10 protein-coding genes and 5 pseudogenes are annotated in these 16394 nt (G+C 68.1%); all 15 read right to left on the reverse strand.

Annotated features, from left to right (window positions below):
• Window positions 1–2315 (reverse strand): annotated as a pseudogene (locus ACZ1HC_RS15455) (hypothetical protein); the annotation flags it as partial.
• A 381-nt stretch (window positions 2316–2696) separates the two neighbouring features.
• Entirely contained in the window at window positions 2697–3311 is a 615-nt protein-coding gene (locus tag ACZ1HC_RS15460) for an IclR family transcriptional regulator (RefSeq protein ID WP_472700871.1), read from the reverse strand.
• Window positions 3257–3535: a helix-turn-helix domain-containing protein gene (locus ACZ1HC_RS15465; RefSeq protein ID WP_472700872.1), complete on the reverse strand. Its 279-nt coding sequence runs from the start codon at window positions 3533–3535 to the stop codon at window positions 3257–3259. The genes ACZ1HC_RS15460 and ACZ1HC_RS15465 overlap by 55 nt, the downstream gene beginning before the upstream one ends.
• 54 nt (window positions 3536–3589) lie before the next feature.
• Window positions 3590–4881, reverse strand: a pseudogene (locus tag ACZ1HC_RS15470) (CaiB/BaiF CoA transferase family protein).
• Window positions 4882–4888: 7 nt separating this feature from the next.
• Complete coding sequence (locus ACZ1HC_RS15475; RefSeq protein ID WP_472700873.1) at window positions 4889–6844, reverse strand: AMP-binding protein; 1956 nt, start codon at window positions 6842–6844, stop codon at window positions 4889–4891.
• Window positions 6841–8066, reverse strand: a pseudogene (locus tag ACZ1HC_RS15480) (CaiB/BaiF CoA transferase family protein). Before ACZ1HC_RS15480 ends, ACZ1HC_RS15475 begins: the two are co-directional and overlap by 4 nt.
• A pseudogene (locus ACZ1HC_RS15485) lies at window positions 8050–9281 on the reverse strand (CaiB/BaiF CoA transferase family protein). The pseudogenes ACZ1HC_RS15480 and ACZ1HC_RS15485 overlap by 17 nt, the downstream one beginning before the upstream one ends.
• 25 nt (window positions 9282–9306) lie before the next feature.
• Complete coding sequence (locus ACZ1HC_RS15490) at window positions 9307–10596, reverse strand: TRAP transporter large permease (protein ID WP_472700874.1); 1290 nt, start codon at window positions 10594–10596, stop codon at window positions 9307–9309.
• Complete coding sequence (locus ACZ1HC_RS15495; protein WP_472700875.1) at window positions 10593–11162, reverse strand: TRAP transporter small permease subunit; 570 nt, start codon at window positions 11160–11162, stop codon at window positions 10593–10595. The genes ACZ1HC_RS15490 and ACZ1HC_RS15495 overlap by 4 nt, the downstream gene beginning before the upstream one ends.
• Before the next feature lie 118 nt (window positions 11163–11280).
• A pseudogene (locus ACZ1HC_RS15500) lies at window positions 11281–11682 on the reverse strand (MaoC family dehydratase); the annotation flags it as partial.
• The gene (locus ACZ1HC_RS15505) at window positions 11679–12599 is read right to left on the reverse strand and encodes an HpcH/HpaI aldolase/citrate lyase family protein (RefSeq protein WP_472700876.1); all 921 of its coding nucleotides are present in this window, start codon (window positions 12597–12599) and stop codon (window positions 11679–11681) included. The gene ACZ1HC_RS15505 and the pseudogene ACZ1HC_RS15500, both read right to left, overlap by 4 nt.
• Window positions 12600–12672: 73 nt before the next feature.
• Entirely contained in the window at window positions 12673–13707 is a 1035-nt protein-coding gene (locus ACZ1HC_RS15510) for a TRAP transporter substrate-binding protein (RefSeq protein WP_472700877.1), read from the reverse strand.
• Between the two features lie 91 nt (window positions 13708–13798).
• The gene (locus tag ACZ1HC_RS15515; protein ID WP_472700878.1) at window positions 13799–14953 is read right to left on the reverse strand and encodes an acyl-CoA dehydrogenase family protein; all 1155 of its coding nucleotides are present in this window, start codon (window positions 14951–14953) and stop codon (window positions 13799–13801) included.
• 249 nt (window positions 14954–15202) lie between these two features.
• The gene (locus ACZ1HC_RS15520; RefSeq protein WP_472700978.1) at window positions 15203–15547 is read right to left on the reverse strand and encodes a substrate-binding domain-containing protein; all 345 of its coding nucleotides are present in this window, start codon (window positions 15545–15547) and stop codon (window positions 15203–15205) included.
• A gap of 6 nt (window positions 15548–15553) precedes the next feature.
• Window positions 15554–16210 carry a LacI family DNA-binding transcriptional regulator gene (locus ACZ1HC_RS15525; protein ID WP_472700879.1) on the reverse strand — a complete coding sequence of 219 codons (657 nt, stop codon included), beginning with the start codon at window positions 16208–16210 and terminating at the stop codon, window positions 15554–15556.
• Window positions 16211–16394 lie beyond the last annotated feature (184 nt).

Below are 16394 nucleotides of genomic sequence, written 5' to 3' on the forward strand. Positions count from 1 at the left end.
ATGTTGATGTAGTAGGACCCGACGAACCCGTAATCGGCGTACCATTTCTCGATGATGGGCAACATCGCATCGTAGATGCCGGGCTCTCGGATCTGGACGTCCTCGACCTCTTGCGACTGGTCCATGTCGTTGCGCGAATAGAACAGCGACGTGTTGCGCGTCATCAGCAGGGACACGTCCGGCGCATTGTCCTGCAGCACCCAGTCGATCGCCTCGCCCAGGATGTTGTTGTTGCCCATGATCGCGTCGGTGGCGAAATGGACGTTGCGCCCCGTGGTCTGGGTGGCGATGACGGCATCGCGAGTGCCGCCCGTGACGACCTGTTGGAACAGGACCTGCCCCCGGCCGGTCACGTCCATGAAGTCGAGGTAGGAGATGTTGCCGTACTGGCCGACGACCTGATTGGCGGCGTAACCGTCCAGCATGGGATTGGCGGCGCCCGTCGCTTCCAGCGTGATCCCGCTGGTCGCGCCGAAGCCTTCCAGCGTGACGCCCAGCAGCGATTTCATGCGGGCATAGGAATCGCCGGCGATCGCAGCTCCGGTTTCGTCATTGGTCAGGAAGTTGCCCGCGGCGATCAGGCCGACGCCGTAGTTCTGCACGGCCGTCGCCAGGGACGACGCGATGGCCGAGACCTGGGATCCCTTGACGTGCGAGAGGCCGGGAAAGACGATCGCATCGTATCCGGCCAGGGCCGCAGGATCCAGAAGGTCGGATTCGTTCAGCAGATCGAAGGGAACGCCCGCCTGCATGGCCTGGTTCTGGGCCGCCATGAACAGCTGGCCATAGGCCGTCTTGTCATAGAAGTTGGCGGCCGTGGTTTCCGAATAGACGATGGCGATGCGCGATTGGGGCGCGTCCACGGGGGCCGGTGGCGGCGGTGCACCGACGACAAGGTTCGCGCTGGCATAGTCTCCGGGCAGGAAGACCGTGTCGTTGACATCGGCCAGCACCCGCAGCTGGGCCGGGCTTCCCGCCAGAAGGCTTTTGGGCACGGCGATCTCGAAGCCCGTGCCGTCGGCGCTGCGGCCGAAGGCCAGGTCGGCCACGAAGGTGCCCCCGGCCGCCCCGGAATACAGCTTCGCCTGACCGTCGGCGGTGATGTTTATGTTGTATTCCGCCCCGCCGGCCCAGCCCCAGATCAAGTAGCCCGTCGCGGCGTTCAGGTCGGTGTCCAGCCAGATGGTGGTGTTGGCGCCGATCGCCGCGCCGTCCGAGGCCACGGCCAGGATGTAGCTGTCGCCGGCGGCATCCTGGACAAGCTGGCCCCGCAATTCATGGCCCGCCTGCGTCGCCAGCACGGTGCCGGCCACCCATTCGGCAAGCGAGCCGTCCAGCGTGACGCCTCCCACGACGGCGGGGGGCCGAGAGCCCACGACGAAATTGGCCGTGGCATAGCTGTTTGGAAGGAAGGCCGTGTCATTGACGTCGGCAAAGACCCGGGTCGAGGCCGAGCCCCCCAGAAGCGCCTGATCGACCGCGAATTCCATCGTCGTGCCGTCGGCGCTGCGGGCATAGGCGAGATCCGCGACCAAGGTCTGTCCCGCCGCGCCCGAATACAGCCGCGCCACGCCGTCGGCGCCGATGTTGATGTTGTATTCGGCCCCGACGGCCCATCCCCAGACCTGGTATCCGGTCGCTCCGTTGCGGTCGGTGTCCAGCCAGATCGTCGTGTTCGCGCCCACCTGAACGGCGTCGCTGTCGATCGCGAAGGTATAGGTGCCGCCCTGCAGGTCGCCGTAAAGGGCATAGCCGGCCGCGCCAGTCGCCGCGGTGTCAAGACGGGTGGACGCCGCCCAGTCGGTCAGGCTGCCGTCAAGGGTCTTGCCCCCGGCCTGCACCACCGGCTGGCTGCCGACGATGAAGTTCGCCGTCGCGTAGGAGTTCGGCAAGAAGGCCGCGTCGTTGACATCGGCATAGACCCGCACGGCGGCAGGAGCCCCGGCCAGCAGGCCGCGATCGATGCGGAACTCGAGGATGCGCCCGTCGGTGCTGCGGGCTTCCTCCAGTTCAGCCACCAGCGTCTGTTCGGGGCCGCCCGAATAAAGCCGCGCCGAGCCGTCGGCCGCAAGTTCGACATGGTATTCCGCCCCGCCGGCCCATCCCCAGATCTGATAGCCGGTGGCGCGGTCAAGATCGGTGTCCAGCCACAGGGTGGTGTTGTCGCCGATCGGCACGCTGTCGGCCGACATCGCGAAATACAGGGAGTTGGCCTCGGCCATGCCCCAGAGGCCGTAGCCGGCCGTTCCGGTCGCCGCCGTGTCCAGCCGCGTATTGGATGACCATTCGCTGATGGAACCATCGATCGTCGGCATCTGTGCTTCCCCTTCTGTTTGCGCGCGCGCGGCACCCGTTCGGCACGAAGATCCTTGACCCTGATTATCTTGCGCCGAGGCGACTTCGGGCAACCGACACGGCGGCCAATGGCCATCGGATTAGGATTGGCCGACCCGCTAACACCAAAGAGGAGCGTGCCTCTCCGAACGGTTACCGCGCGGCAGACGGCTGCGGCGGTCTTCCGGCACTTCTTCATCTGCTGGATCGGACACGCCCGGCTGTCCGCACAAGCCCTGATCGGGCAGAAGCCGGGTCAGACCATTGGTCCGGGTCGGGACGCCGCCCCGCTTCCGCCGGCGCGAGCCTGCAGGCCGTTATCGAACAGGCCATGTCCCTTGTGGGGCCCCGGTGGCGAAAGTTTACGAGGCGCTGTACTCCTGTACTGGGCCTGCGGGTCCGGGTGCGGCCGAAAAGCCCAGATCCTGCGAGAGCAGCGCAGCGGCATGGCGCACCATCCCGCTCAGCCTCTCCATGTTGGCGCGGCTTCGCTCGATGGGAATGCCCAGCATCATCGCCCCCGCGATTGCCCCCTCGCGGTCCAGAACCGGCGCGGCCACCCCCGCGACCTCGGCCAGGAAGTCGCCCTGCGTGGCGGAAAGGCCCTCGCGCCGCACCTTCGCCACGGCGGCGCGCACCGCTTCCGCCCTGAGGGGCGGGACAAGCGGTTCGGGCGAAGCGGCCATGCGCAGCAGATAATCCTCGAGCCATTCGTCGCCTTGCCAGGCCAGAAGCACCCGCCCGCCGGCCGTGCAATACAGCGGCCGGCTGGTGCCGACGGGAACGACGTAGCGCACCACCCGGTCGCTTTCGCAGATCTCGACATAGACCATCCGGTCGGTCGCTGGGTCCAGCAACCCCAGAAGCGCCGTCTCGCCGCTGCTTTCCGCCAGCGAGCGCAACACCGGGCGCGCCAGGCGCGTCAACGAGAAGCCCGGCAGGATCGACACCGCCAGCCGGTGCGCCGCCGGTCCCAACGCGTAGCGCCCCCTTCCTGGACAAGATACCGATTCTGGGTCAGCGCCCGCAGCAGCCCCAGCAGGCTGCTCTTGGGCAGTTCCAGCGCCTCGCTGAGGCGGGCAAGGGGCATCGCTTCCTCTTGGGCGGCCACATGTTCAAGGATTTTCAGCGTGCGCAGCAGCGACAGGGGACCGTCGCGGCTGCGATCGGCTGCCGGCTCGCTTTCCGAGGATGTCGCCATCGCTTTTCCCAAACCCGTATGACCGCCGCAAAGGCACATGCCACGGCGCCCGCGTCAAGCCGTGTCGCTGTCGCGGCCGGCCGGGGCGGCAGGGCCGCTTCCGATCACGCCCGCCGCCTTCAGCGCCGCAACCTCGCCGTCGGCCAAGCCGAAGCGGCGCAGAACCTCGGCGCCGTGTTCCCCCAGGGTCGGGGCGGCGCGCCGTGGCGAACGGTCGCAGCCCTGCACCAGGATCGGGATGGCCATCGCCGGCACCTTGCCAACGGTGCTGTGAGGGATCGAAGCCACCATCCCGCGTTCGGCGACGTGCGGCTGGGCCAGGCTCTGGCCCAGCGAATTGATCGGCGAATGTGGAACCCCCGCCGCGCGCAGGATCCCGCACCACTCGGCCACCCCGCGCGTGGCCAGGGCCGCAGCGACGGCGGCCACCGTCTCGTCGAACCGGGCGACGCGAGCCTGGTTCGTGGCGAAGCGGGGATCGTCGCGCATCGCCTCAAGCCCCACCGCCGGGGCAAAGGCGCGCCAGACCTTGTCGCTGCCCACGGCGATCAGGATCCATCCGTCCGAGGCGGCAAAGGCCTGATACGGACAGAGCGACTCGTGGCCCGAGCCGAAGGGCTGGGGGCCTTGCCGGTGGCCCAGTACGACTGGGCGATATAGCCCAGGAAGGCCAGCGCGGTTTCATAGAGCGAGGTTTCGATCGCCGCGCCTTCGCCGGTCAGGTCGCGCCGGCGCAAGGCAGCGACAATCGCCAGCGCCGTGTGGACGGCGGTGGTCTGATCCAGCGGCGAGATCGGGATGCGGACCGGTGCGCCGCCCTTTTCGCCCGTCAGGCTCATGATCCCGCTGAAGGCCTGCACCATCATGTCGTAGCCCGGCAAGTCGGCCAGCGGACCGCTGCGCCCAAAGCCCGAGATCGAAGCATGCACCAGACCCGGCCGAAGCCGCGACAGCGACGCATGGTCGATCCCCAGCCGGGGTGCCACGCCGGTGCGGTAGCTCTCGATCACCACGTCGCTCTGCGCCACCATGCGGTGCAGGACGGCCAGCCCCTCGGGCCGCTTGAGATCAAGCGCAATGCTGCGCTTGTTCTTGTTGGTGCTGAGAAAGATCGCGCTCTCCTCGCCCAGGAAGGGCGGCCAGGATCGGGTATCGTCGCCCGTGCCCAGAGGCTCGATCTTGATGACATCGGCCCCCATGTCGCCCAGATACTGCGCGCAGATCGGCCCCGCCAGCACCTTCGAGAGGTCGAGAACGGTGATGCCGGCCAGCGCGTCGAAGCGGGCGGGGCCGCCTGCCGCCACTGTCGCCGGCGCCGTTGCCTGCCCTTCGCTGTCGTTGTCCATCGCTTCCTCACAGTCCGCGCGCTGCGGCACGGATTTCCTCGACCACCTCGGGGTTGACCAGGGACGACAGGTCGCCCGCAGGTTCGCCCAGACACGCCGCGCGCACCACGCGGCGCATGATCTTCATGTTGCGGGTCTTGGGCAGATCCGACACCGGCAGGATGAAGCGCGGCCGGAACGGCGCCCCGAGGCCCGCCACAACCGCGCTCTCCAGTTCTTGCGCGAGGGCTGGCCCCCATTGCTGACCACGGATCAGCGTCACCAGACACCCTACCGCCTGCCCCTTGACCGGGTCGGGCAGGCCGATGGCGGCAGCCTCGGCGACCTTGCCGGTGCCGGTCAGCAGGCCTTCGATCTCGGACGGGCCGGTGCGTTTGCCGGCGATCTTCAGCGTGTCGTCGGATCGGCCGATGATGAACCAGGCGCCGTCGGCGTCGATGCGGGCGCGGTCGCCCTGGTGCCAGACCCCGGGGATCGCCGTCCAGTAGGATTGCAGGTAACGGTCATCGTCCTGCCAGAGGCTGCGGGTCAGCCCGATCGAGGGCCGGCGCAGCACCAGTTCGCCGGTTTCGCCGGCGGGCACAGGGCGCCCTTCAAGATCCACGACCGCCGCGCCCATGCCTGGGATCGGGCCGCTGAAGGCGCAGGGCTTCATCGGCGCAAGCACGTTGCCCGACAGGATCCCGCCGCCGATCTCGGTGCCGCCCGAATAGTTGATGATCGGCACCCGCCTGCGGCAGACCTTGTCGAAGGTCCAGTTCCAGGCCTCGGGCGTCCAGGGCTCTCCGGTCGAGGCGACGATGCGCAGCGACGCCAGGCTGTAGTCTTCGATCCCGCCGCCGCCGCTGCGGATGAAGCTGCGCGCCATGGTCGGCGCCATGCCCAGGAAGCTGATGGCGTGGCTGTCCACCAGGCGCCACATGCGCCCGGCATCGGGATAGTCGGGCCCACCCTCGGCGATCAGCATGGCGGCACCGTGCAGCGTCGTGCCCACCGCCAGAAGCGGCCCCACCAGCCAACCCATGTCGCTGAGCCAGAGGATGCGGTCGGCGGGCTTCACGTCCATCATCAGGCCCATGTCCAGCGCCATCTTGGCCACGAAGCCGCAATGGCTGTGGACCGTGCCCTTGGGCTTGCCGGTGGTGCCCGATGTGTACATCAGCATCAGCGGCGCCTCGGCGTCCATCCGGGCCGTGGGAACAGGGGCGTCGGGCGGTGCGGCGATCTCGTCCAGCCACAGGTCGCGGGGGGCCTGCATCGCCACCGCGCAGCCGGCATGGCGCACCACGATGACGCGGCGCAGGTCGGGGGCTGCCTCGTCAAGCGTCGCCTTGAGCGGCACCAGCGCGCCGCGCCGCCAGGTTCCGTCCGCGGTGATGACGAAGCGCGCCCCGGCATCGGCCAGCCGGCTGGCCAGTGCCGCCGCCCCGAAGCCCGAGAACATCGGCAGGGCCACCGCGCCGATCTTGGCCACCGCAAAGAAGGCGATGATCGCCTCGGGGATGTTGGGCAGGAACAGGCCCACCACCTCGCCCCGGGCGCAGCCCTCGCGCAGCAGCGCCGCGGCCAGGGCGTCAGTCCGTTCGGAAAGCGCCCCATAGGTCAGCCGCCGCACCTCGCCGTCCTCGCCTTCCCAGACCAGCGCCTCGCGGCCCCAGGTGGGGGTGTCGCGGTGCCGTTCGATGCAGCTTGCGACGGCGTTGGTGGTGCCGCCCACGCACCAGCGTGCAAAGGGTGCGCCGCGCGACAGGTCCAGCACCTGCCGATAGGGGCTGAAGAAGTGCAGCCGGCTGGCGATGGCGTTCCAGAACCAGTCCGGTTCGGCCTCGGCGCGGGCCAGCAGGCCCGCATAGTCCTGGATGCCGTGTTCGTCCATGAAGGCGCGCAGGTTGCTGGCCCGGGCCAGTTCCGCGGGCGGATCCCAGACAAATCCGCCGGTGCCGCCCTGTCCGGTGTCGCTCATCCTGCCTGTCCTTTGCTGTCTGTGGCGGTCTGGGGCAGGTGCAGCACCCCCGATCGCATCAGGGCGCCGATCTCCGCCTCGGAAAGCCCGGCCTCGCGCAGCACCTCGGCGCCGTGTTCGCCCAGCCGGGGGGCTTCGCAGGGCGCGGACTGGGGCGCCTCGTCACGCCGCACCGCGCCCTTCGGCCGCAGAAGCGTGCCTTCGGACGGATGGGCGACTTCGCTGGCAAAGCCGGTGGCGCGAAGCTGCGGATCGTCAAGAAGCCCGTCCAGCCGGTTGGTGCGCATGGCGGGGATGTCTGCGGCCTCGAAGATCTCCAGCCATTCGGCGGTGGTTCGGCCCGCGAGGTGGCGGCCGAGGATCCGGTAGAGTTCGGCAATGTTGCGGGTGCGGGCATGAAGTCGGGCAAAACGCGGATCCTCGGCCAGTTGCGGCTGGCCGATGGCCACGAACAGCGCCTGCCACTGGCGGTCGGTATAGGGGATCACGCCGATCAGCCCGTCCGCGGTGCGGAACGGACGGCGGTGGGGGTTGAGATGGCGGACGTAGCCTATCGGGCCCTCGGGCGGAACGAAGGCCGCGCCATAGAGATGATCCCCCAGCACGAAGCCGGCCAAGGCCTCGAACATCGGCACGACGACGCTCTGGGCCTCGCCGCTGCGCCGTTGCGCAAGCAGGCCGGCCAGCACAGCCTGCGCCGCGAAAAGCCCGGCGATCCGGTCGGCCAAAGCCAGCGGCACATAGGCGGGGGCCCGCCGGCGCGCTCCAGCAGGTCGGGCAGTGCCACCAGACCCTGGATCAGGTCGTCATAGGCGGGCCGGTCCGAATAGGGGCCGCCCCGGTCGAAGCCCAGGATCGAGCAGAAGACGATGCCGGGATTGATCGCCCGCAGATCCGCAAAGGTCAGGCCCAGCCGTTGCGCCGCCGGGTCGCGCATGTTGTGGATGACCACGTCGCTTCGCGCCACCAGCCGCTGCAGCACCGGACGCGCCGCCGCCTGCCGCAGGTCCAAGGCAATACTGCGCTTGCCGCGCCCCAGCGCCAGGAACACCGCACCCATGTGCGGGTGGCGGGCGGGGCCGACATTGCGGATCGGATCGCCCTCGGGGCTTTCCAGCTTGATGACTGCGGCGCCCATCTCGGCCAGCATCTGCGTGGCATAGGGGCCGGTGCCCATGATGGTCAGATCGAGGATCCGCATCCCGTCAAGAAGCCCGGTCATCTCGATGCTCCTCTGGCAAGGCGGGGGCGGCAACCGCGCCGCCGGCAACCAGCGCCTCGACCTCGGCTGCGGAAAAACCCAGGCTGGCCAGAACCTCGCGGCTGTCTGCACCCGCCTGCGGCGCGGGCCCGCCTATGGCCGGCGCACGTCCGTCAGCCATCGCCGGAAAGACCGAGACCGCACGGCCGCCGACAGTCCGGACGAAGCCGCGGGCGCGGACATGGGGTGTCTGCACGGCCTCGGCCGGGAACAGGCACTGGCTGGCGGGCACGTCTGCGGCTTCGAAGCGGGCCATCCACTCAGCCGCAGGACGCCGCGCAATGGCCCGCGTCAGGGCGGCGAACAGGTCGTCGCCATGCGCGCGCCGCCCGGCGTCGGTGTCGAAGCGCGCTTCGAGGATCATCGGCAGGTCGGGCGCCATCGCCGCGCGGAAATTGTCCCACAAGCGTTCTTCCGACCCGACGCCCAAGGCGATCTCGCGGCCGTCGGCTGCAACGAACAGATCGTTCGTCGGGTAGGGCGAATCCGGCACCACGCGGTCGCGGTCAAGCCCGTGGCGCATCGAGACGCCGAACAGCACGGCCTCCATCAGCGATACGTCCAGCGCCATGCCCCTGCCTCGCCGCTCGCGTTCGTGAAGGGCGGCCAGGATGGCAATCACCGCGTTGCCCATGCCCAGCAGATCGGCCACCGGCAGGCCAGAGCGTCGCGGACGCCCGGTCCAGTGGCCGGAAAAGGCGAAGGCCCCCCTGCCGCCAGGAAGTTCAGGTCGTGACCGGGCAGATCCCGCCAGGGCCCGGCCTGGCCATAGCCGGATACCGAACAGGTGATGATGGCCTGGTTCGCCTTGGACAGGGCGGCATGGTCGATGCCCAGCCGGGCGGCGACCCCCGGGCGAAAGCTTTCCAGGGCGATGTCGGCCCATCGGGCAAGTGCGGCCACCACGCGGGCGGCGTCCGGGTGCTTGAGATCCAGCGCAAGGCCTGACTTGCCGCGGTTGGCCGCGTGCAAGATCGGCGCCAGCACCGGACGATGGCGCACGCCTTCGCCCGATTTCGGCTCGATCTTGACGACCTCGGCGCCCAAATCCGCCAGGATCGCACCCGCCGCAGGACCCGGCAGCAGCGCCGAGAAATCGGCCACCCGCAGCCCGGCAAGCGGCTGCCAGGATTCGGCGCTGCCGGGGCGCGACGGGGTCGAAACGGGATCGGGCATCGGTCTTGTCCTTCCTCCCTCGCCCTCAATTGGCCATCCGGCCGGGCAGCCAAAGCACAATTTCGGGCAGCAGTCCCAGAACCACCACCAGCGCCAGCATGACGAAGAAGAAGGGCATGATCCCGGCGAAGATCTCGTGGACCGGGTGGCGGGTATAGCGTGCCACCACGAACACGTTGATGCCCATCGGCGGGGTGATCATCCCGATCTCGGCCGCCATCACCACCAGCACCCCGAACCAGATCGGATCGAAGCCCAGGCCGGTGACGATCGGCAGCATGACCGGCACTGTCAGGATCAGGATCGCCACCTGATCCAGGAAGCAGCCCAGGATCAGGTAGATCACAAGGATCACCAGCATCACCAGATAGGGGTGAACGTCCAGTCCGCCCACCCAGCCCACCACGGAACTGGTGGCCTGCGTCAGCGTGAAGAAGTAACCGAAGATATGCGCCCCCAGGATGATGAAGGCGATCATGCAACTGACGCGCGCCGCGTTGACCAGGGCCAGCCCGACCCCGCGCAGCGTCAGCCGCCCCTGGACCGCGGCCAGGATCATGGCCACCAGCGCACCGACGGCGGCGGCCTCGGTCGGGGTGGCGATGCCGGCGTAAAGCACTCCGGTCACGGCTGCGAACAGGATCAGCATCGGCAGCGTGACCCGCAGCACGGCGATCTTCTCGGCCCAGCTGCGCGGTCGGCCCGGCGGCACCTTGTCGGGCCGGCGGATCGACATGCCGACCACCAGCACGCACAGGGCCGCCGTCGCCAGTAGGCCGGGGATGACCCCGGCTATCAGCAGCTTGCCGATGCTGACATCGGCGACGATGCCATAGATGACCAGCGCGATCGACGGCGGGATCAGGATCGCCAGCGTTCCGGTGATCGACACCAGCGCCCCGGCGGTGCGCAGTGAATAACCTTGCCGCATCATCGCCGGCAGCGAGGTCGAGGACAGCGTCGCCGCCGATGCCGTGGACGATCCCGAGATCGCGCCGAACATCGCCCCCGCCAGCACAGTGGCCACGCCCAGGCCCCCGGGCACCCGCCCGACCCAGACCGCGGTGGCGTCGAACAACTCGTCAGCGATGTGCGAGACGATGATGAATTCGGCCATCAGGATGAACATCGGGATGGTGATGAGTTCATAGGAACTGACCGAGGAGAGGGTCGAGGACTTGACCATGCCCATCACCAGATCCAGGCCGCCCACCGCGAAAAGTCCTGCCGCCCCGGACACGGCCATGGCGAAGGCCACCGGCATCCCGGCCCCAAGCAGCAGCACCAGCAGCAGGCTTCCCCCGACCGCGATCACGGCCTTTCCCCTGCCCGAAGGCCGGCCGGCCGTGGTGGGTCCAGATGCGCCGTCGTCTCGGGCACATGGCCCGGCCCGCCGGCGGCAAGGTCCATGAAATGCGCCAGGACCCGCAGCAGCAGCAGGCCGATCCCCAGCGGGACGAAGACATAGCTTGCCCACATCGGCCAGGATACCACGCCCGGGATCACCTCGCCCCGCACGAAGGCGCGTTCGGTCGCGCTCCAGCCCGTGACGATCATCGCCAGCAGGACCGGGATCGCCAGCAGCGCGCAGACGGCGTCAAGCCGCCGCCGCCAGCCCGGACGCAGCATGTTGCGGAACAGGTCGACCGCCACATGCCCGCCGTGGCAGAAGGTCTCGGACACCGCCAGAAAGAAGGCGCCGACCATCAGATAGTTCGAAACGAAGTCGTAGACCCAGCCCAGCGGGTGGCGAAAGAAATAGCGCATCACCACGTCGACCGACACCACCAGCATCGTCGCCAGGACGCAAAGCGCGGCGCCGGCAATCGCGATCCTCTCGATCCCGTCGAGGCCCCGGGTCAGGGTCCGCAGCCATGCCATCGCGGGGGCCTTTCCTATGCCGCCCCGGCGGCTGCGGCGTCCTGCGCAGGTCCGACCTCGGGGGGCGCTTCATCATCAGCCCCACGCGGGCGACCTTGACGACCATCTCGCCCCGCTGGTTGAAGCCGCGGGTCTCGAAATGGACGATCCCGGCGTTGGGGTTCTTCTTCGATTCCCGGCGCCCGGTGATCTCGGTTTCAGAGCGCAGCGTGTCGCCGATGAACACCGGCTTGGGAAAGGTGATCTCTCCGAAGCCCAGATTGCCCAGCGTCGTCCCAAGCGTCAGGTCGCCGACGCCGACGCCCACAACCAGGCCCAGGGTGAAGATGCTGTTGACCAGCCGCCTGCCATAGGGCGTGGTCTTGCAGAACTCGTCATCCAGATGCAGCGGCTGCGCGTTGTAGGTCAGCGCCGAGAACAGCAGGTTGTCGGTTTCGGTCACGGTGCGGGTGATGGCGTGGCGGTAAACCTGCCCCGGCTCAAGTTCCTCGTAGTATTTCCCTGATACTGTTGCAGTCATCGCGCGTCCTCCGTGCTGGCAATGGTGGCGGCCTCGGCCAGGGCGACGGCCTGGCGCGCGGTCTGGACATGGGCAAGGTCGATGTGATCGCCCTCGTAGATCACCGCGCCGATGCCGCGGGCGGTGGCTTCGTCATAGGCGGCGATCATGCCGCGGAAATAGCGCAGTTCGGCCTCGGTCGGGGTATAGGCGCGGTTGACCACCGCGACGTTCGAGGGGTGGAGGATCATCTCGCCCGTGAAGCCGTGGGCGCGGTTGCGCCGGGCATAGGCCGCCAACCCCTCCAGATCGTGGACATCCTGCCACAGCCCGCCGATCGGCAGCTTGCCGGCGGCCCGCGCCGCCATCACCGTGCGCTGCCACATGTACACTGTTTCGGTTCCCTCGGGGCTCCAGTCGATGCCCAGGGCCCGGGCGGAATCGCCGTTCTTGGCGCTGGCGCCGCAGATCAGGTTGACGCGCGGGTGCTGGGCGATCTGCCAGCAGAGTTGCATCGAGCGCGCGGTTTCCAGCGTCGGCGCCAAGGCAATCGACCCCAGGGGCAGGCCGTTGCGCAATTCGGCCTCGCCGGCCAGGGCTGCGGCGACATCCATATCCTCGGGACCGACGGGCTTGGACAGCACGAGGCCCTCAAGCCCCGCGCGGGCGACCGCCATGACGTCCTCGAAGTCGTACATGGCGGGTGAGCGGTTGATGCGGACATAGACACGCTGGCCGCTGGCCGACAGGTCCTTGATCCGGCTTGCCACCAGGTCCCGGGCCGCCGACTTGTGTTCGGCCGGCACGCTGTCCTCGAGGTCGAGGATCACCGCATCCGCCCCGTGCGACGCGGCGCGCGCAACCCAGGCTTCGCGGTGGCCCGGCACAAACAGGAACGAGCGGATCGGGCGCGTCGCGGCGGCGGGAAGTGCGGTCATGTCGGACCTCCGGGATCAAGGGCGGACAGCGCGGCGGCCTTGCACGCGCCAAGGCGGTCGGCCGCGCTGCTGGTCATTTCGCCAGACGGGCAAGGGCTTCGGTATAGGCATCCAGCGCCTCTTGCGCGGGCTTGCCCTGGCCGCCTATCGTCGCGACCCATTCCGAGGCAACGGCCGAAGTGCGCTCGGTCCAGCGCGCCACCTCTTCGGGCGAAAGCGTGGTCACCACCAGGCCGCTCTCGGCCACCATCTTGTCGCGCACCGTCAGTTCGTTGTCGGCCATCCAGCGGCAGTTCGCCTCGGCCGCAGCGGCCCCGTGGCGGAGGAAGGCCTCCTGGATCTCGGGGGGCAGGGCGTCGTACCGTTCGGCATTCATCAGCAGCACAAGATGGGTGGATCCCATGCTGACGCCTTCGGTGCTGTGCTTGAAGACCGTCTGCAGGTCATAGGGCGGCATCCCGTTATAGAGATAGAGCGCCCCGTCGATGGTGCCGCGCTGCGCGGCCTGGAACACCTCGGCCGACGGCATCCGCACCGCCGCCGCGCCCAGAGCCCGTGCCGTCATGTCCATCGCGGCGCCCGTGGTCCGCAACTTCAGACCGGCAACATCCTCCAGCGTCTCGACCTTCTTGGTGCCGGTCACGAGGTTGTAGATGGGCAGGCTGACGTTATAGATCGCGCGCACCCCGTTGGGGGAAAAGTCCACCGTTTCGAAAAGCCCCCCTGGCGCGGAAAGCTCCATCGAGGCACGGCTGGCCGCGCAGATGTCGGTGAAGAGGCCCGGCAGTTCGGCCACTCCCGACACGGTAAGCTGCGCAGGGTGATACGAGGTCGCCGTCAGCACCAGATCCGCAACCCCGTTCGAGGCGATGTCCAGCAATTCCGCGGACTTGCCCAACTGCTGGGCGGGATAGAGCGTGAAGTCGATGCGGTCGCCGAACTCCTCCTCCAGATCGGCCGTCCACAGGTCAAGCCCGTGCTCGACCAGGTAATGCGTCTCGGGAAAGGGGTGGGCGATCTTGAGTTCGATCCTGTCCTGCGCCCCGGCGGGGGCAGCGGCCAGTCCGGCGAACAGGGTAATGGCGGCTTGTTTCAGGGGGAAGTTCATCGGGTCTCTCCTCTCCGGCGGGATTGCCGCCCGCAGGTCATCGGGGCGTTCCTTCCGTGGTCATCGAGGCCGGGCGGCGTGGGCCTCGACGTCAGTAGGACTTGGGCAGACCGAGTTGCTTCTCAGCGATGTTGCTCAGGATGAGTTCGGTCGAGATCGGGGCGATGCGCAGGATCATCACCTCGCGCAGCAGCCGCTCGACATCGAATTCCTTGGCGTAGCCGAAGCCGCCATGGGTCAGGACCGCCCGTTCGCACGCAAAGAAGGCGGCCTCTGACGCCAGCAGCTTGGCCGAATTGGCCTCGATCCCGCAGGGCTCGTTGCGGTCATACTGGGTTGCCGCCTGGAACATCATCAGGTTAGCGGCCTCGAGCTGGATCCAGGCGCGGGCCAGCGGATGCTGGATGCCCTGGTTCTGGCCGATGGGACGATCGAAGACGACACGCTCAGTGGCGTATTTCGCCGCGCGCTGCAGCGCATAGCGGCCGATCCCGACGCATTCCGCCGACACCAGCACGCGTTCGGCGTTCATCCCGAACAGGATCTGCCGGAATCCCTTGCCCTCCTCGCCGATCAGGTCTGCGGCCGGAACCGGCAGGTTCTCGATGAAGATCTCGTTGGAGTCGACGGCCTTGCGCCCCATCTTGTCGATCTCGCGGATCTGCATGTAGTCGCGGTCGAGTCCGGTGTAGAACAGGCTCAGCCCGTCGGTCGGACTGCGGCACTCCTCGGCCGGGGTGGTGCGGGCGATGATGAGCATGTGGTCGGCGACCTGGGCCGTCGAGATCCAGACCTTCTGGCCGCTGATGTAATAGGTGTCGCCCTTGCGCACCGCGCGGGTCTTCAGCTTGGTGGTGTTGAGCCCTGTCGTCGGTTCCGTAACCGCAAAGCAGGCCTTGGTCTCACCGCGGATCAGCGGGGTCAGCATCCGCCGCTTCTGCTCGTCGGTGCCGAAGGCCACCACCGGCGACAGGCCGAAGATGTTCATGTGGATGGCCGAACAGGCGCTCAGACCGCCGCCGCATTCGCCGATCGCCTGCATCATCACGGCAGCTTCCGTAATGCCCAGCCCCGCGCCGCCGTAGTCCTGCGGCATGGCGATGCCCAGCCAGCCGCTGTCGGCAAATGCGCGATAGAAGTCCTCGGGGAACCCGCCCTTGGTGTCCCTTTCGCGCCAGTAGGTCGGCGGAAACCTGCGGCAGAGATCCATCACCGACGCGCGGATCGCGTTCTGGTCGTCTGTCATGCGGTAGTCCATCGGTTCCTCCCTCCTCCACGGCTGAAGAGCCGGTGGTGGCGCCCGAAGTTCGTCATGATGAACATAATTCACATATGCGCACATGAGGTCATCTTTCGGGGGGCCTGTCAAGCGTCATGGCCATCAAGGGCCGCCCCGTGACGACGGTCTTGCGGCGCGAACCGCGCCAGGATGACGTGCTCAGGGTGATGCAAACCGGCGCGGCACGGGCCAGGCAGCCGCTCAGGGCCGGTCGGTTCAGGCGGTGGCGCGGCGGCGGACGGGCGCTGCGACCGAGGCGCGCTGGATCATCTGGCAGTCGAACTTGAGCCGCGTCGGCCGCGAGGGCGGCTTCTGCTGGGTGATCATCGTCACCAGTTCCTCGACGGCATGGCGGGCCATGTCGGCGTGCGGCAGTTCCATCGTCGTCAAGGGCGGCAGCATGTCAGCGGTGTAGGCCTCGTTGTCGAAGCCGATCACCGAGATGTCGCGGCCGACGACAAGCCCTGCTTCGGCCGCGGCATTGTAGATCCCGACGGCGTTGCGGTCGCAGAAGCAGAAGACGGCCCTGGGCGGATCGGGAAAGGCAAGAAGCCGCTTCAGCGCCGTCTAGCCGTCCGAGATCGTCAAGCCGCCCTTGACCACAAGCGCCGGGTCGCAGGGCATGTCGCGCGTGGCCAGCGCCCGCCGGTAGCCCTTGAGCCGTTCGCGGGAGGCTTCGATGCTGTCCTCGCCGCCGATGAAGGCGATGCGGCGGTGGCCGGCATCGAGAAGGGACAGGACCGCGGTCAGCCCCGCCGCCTGGTCCCCCGGAACGACCGAGGGAACCAGGTCGCGGTCCACGTAGCAGTTCAGAAGCATGCACGGCCAGTCCGTCAGGCGGGGCGGCAGCACCACCTCTTGCGTGACGAGCCGGGCGTAGATTACCCCGGCCACAGGCACCGATGACAGAAAGGTGATGGCGGACCGTTCGGCTTCGTCCCCGCTGGTGGGCAGGACATTGACCAGAAACCCGGCTTCGTTGGCGGCATCGGCAACGCCGTGAATCAGGCCCGCGACATGGGGCGAACTGATGACGTCATTGATCAGCATGGCGATCATCGGCCGCCGGCCGGGGGCCCTATGCGGCACCTTATAACCAAGTTCCATCGCCATTTTCAGCACCTTGTCGCGGGTGCGGGGCGAAATGGGCGTGCCCGGCGCGTTGTTCAGGACAAGCGAGACCGTGGCCTGCGAAACCCCGCAGGCGATAGCAATTTCGGTCATCGTGGGCTTGTGCGGCAAGTCCGGTTCTTCCTTGGGGCTACGGGAGGACGGCGTGCATGGGCCGTGTCACCTTGGGCGACGTGAAGAAGAACTACGGGGCGGTGGACGTGACCCACGGCGTCTCAAGGATATTCCCGAGGGCGAGTTCGTCGTCTTCGTCGGCCCCTCGGGATGCGGTGGGACG

Source organism: Paracoccus sp. BR5-17, from assembly GCF_055693925.1.

Bases quoted from the DNA above. Each gene is read 5' to 3' on its own strand.
- ACZ1HC_RS15465 (WP_472700872.1), bottom strand. From the start codon at position 3,535: ATGGCGACATCCTCGGAAAGCGAGCCGGCAGCCGATCGCAGCCGCGAC.
- ACZ1HC_RS15475 (WP_472700873.1), bottom strand. From the start codon at position 6,844: ATGAGCGACACCGGACAGGGCGGCACCGGCGGATTTGTCTGGGATCCG.
- ACZ1HC_RS15495 (WP_472700875.1), bottom strand. From the start codon at position 11,162: ATGGCATGGCTGCGGACCCTGACCCGGGGCCTCGACGGGATCGAGAGG.
- ACZ1HC_RS15505 (WP_472700876.1), bottom strand. From the start codon at position 12,599: ATGACCGCACTTCCCGCCGCCGCGACGCGCCCGATCCGCTCGTTCCTG.
- ACZ1HC_RS15510 (WP_472700877.1), bottom strand. From the start codon at position 13,707: ATGAACTTCCCCCTGAAACAAGCCGCCATTACCCTGTTCGCCGGACTG.
- ACZ1HC_RS15515 (WP_472700878.1), bottom strand. From the start codon at position 14,953: ATGACAGACGACCAGAACGCGATCCGCGCGTCGGTGATGGATCTCTGC.
- ACZ1HC_RS15525 (WP_472700879.1), bottom strand. From the start codon at position 16,210: ATGACCGAAATTGCTATCGCCTGCGGGGTTTCGCAGGCCACGGTCTCG.